We start from the raw sequence: 1,691 nt of genomic DNA on the forward strand, positions 1-1,691 counted from the left end.
TTTTAATAACTCATTTTGAATGGTATCAATTAATTGAATTCCTGTTGGTGTTGGATAAATTAATTTTTTTCTGCGCTCTATATATTTTCTTTTAAAAAGTGTTTCAATAATATTTGCACGGGTTGATGGTCTTCCAATACCGTTTTCTTTCATTAACTCACGCATTTCATCATCATCAACTTGTTTTCCAGCAGTTTCCATTGCTCTTAGCAAGGTTGCTTCGGTGAATATTTTTGGCGGACTTGTTTGTTTTTCTAAAAACGATGGTTCATGCGGACCTTTTTCGCCTTTTACAAAATTTGGTAATATTCCTGATTCTTTTTTTTCTGGTGTATCTGGATTTTCAAAAACAACACGCCAACCTTTTTCTAGAATTTCTTTTCCTGTAGTTTTAAAAGTTACATCGCTTGCTTTTCCAATTACTGTGGTGTTAGATACTTTACATTCATCATAAAAAACAGCTATAAAGCGTTTTGTAATAATGTCGTACACTTGTTGTTGATTGTACTGTAAATTAATTTGTACGCCAGTTGGAATTATTGCGTGGTGATCGGTTACTTTTTTATCATCAAAAACCTTGTTCGATTTTTTTATTTTTTTTCCTAAAAGAGGTTGTATTAAAGTTGAATAATTTGTTAAATTTTTTAAAATACCAGGAACTTTTGGATATATATCATTTGGTAAAAAAGTAGTGTCAACTCTTGGGTAAGTCACTACTTTTTGTTCGTATAATTTTTGAACAATGTTTAATGTTTCCTCTGCTGAAAATGCAAATTTATTATTACAATAAACTTGTAAACCTGTTAAATCGAATAGTTTTGGAGCGTATTCTTTTCCTTTAGATTTTGTGTTGGAAACTATTTCAAATTCACTTTCTTTAACTTTATTGGCTAAAATTTCTCCATCTTCTTTTTTTAGAAATCGTCCTTCTTCACAGTTAAAAATGGTTTCTCTATACAAAGTTTGTAATTCCCAAAACGGTTGAGGTACAAAGTTTTCAATTTCTTTAAATCTGTTCACTACCATTGCCAATGTTGGTGTTTGCACTCTTCCAACCGATAAAACTTGTTTGTAGCCTCCGTGTTTTACGGTGTACAATCTGGTAGCGTTCATTCCTAAAAGCCAATCTCCAATTGCTCTTGAAAAGCCTGCGTAGTATAAATTGTCGTAATTTTTTGAAGGTTTTAAGTTTTCAAATCCTTCTTTAATTGCTTCAGTTGTAAGTGAAGAAATCCACAGTCGTTTTACTTCACCTTTATAATTGGCCTGGTTTATAACCCAACGTTGAATTAATTCTCCTTCTTGACCAGCATCACCACAGTTTATAATAACTTCAGCTTTATCAAATAAACTTTTAACAATTTTAAACTGCTTTTGTATACCAGAATTTGCAACTACCTTAGTTTCAAATTTTTCTGGAAGCATTGGTAAATTGTTTAAATCCCAACTTTTCCAATGAGGTTTATAATCATTGGGTTCTAAAAGTGTACATAAATGTCCAAAAGTGTATGTTACGGCATAGCCATTTCCTTCAAAATAACCATCTCGTTTTGTGGTTGCACCTAATACGGATGCAATTTCACGCGCTACACTTGGTTTTTCAGCAATACAAACTTTCATTTATTAGATAATTGTGGGCACGCAAATTACTAAAATTAAAGTTATTTCAGTCACAAATTAAAAGCTAAAAA

1 protein-coding gene is annotated in these 1,691 nt (G+C 31.4%); it reads right to left on the bottom strand.

Annotated features, from left to right (window positions below; translation table 11 throughout):
- Positions 1 to 1,620 (bottom strand): DNA topoisomerase 3 (locus ABY298_RS16270; RefSeq protein WP_372747089.1); only part of this gene is annotated, 1,620 nt, incomplete at its 3' end.
- Between the last annotated feature and the right edge of the window lie 71 nt (positions 1,621 to 1,691).

Origin of the sequence: Lutibacter sp., assembly GCF_041596795.1 — a bacterium.
Taxonomy (GTDB): domain Bacteria; phylum Bacteroidota; class Bacteroidia; order Flavobacteriales; family Flavobacteriaceae; genus Lutibacter.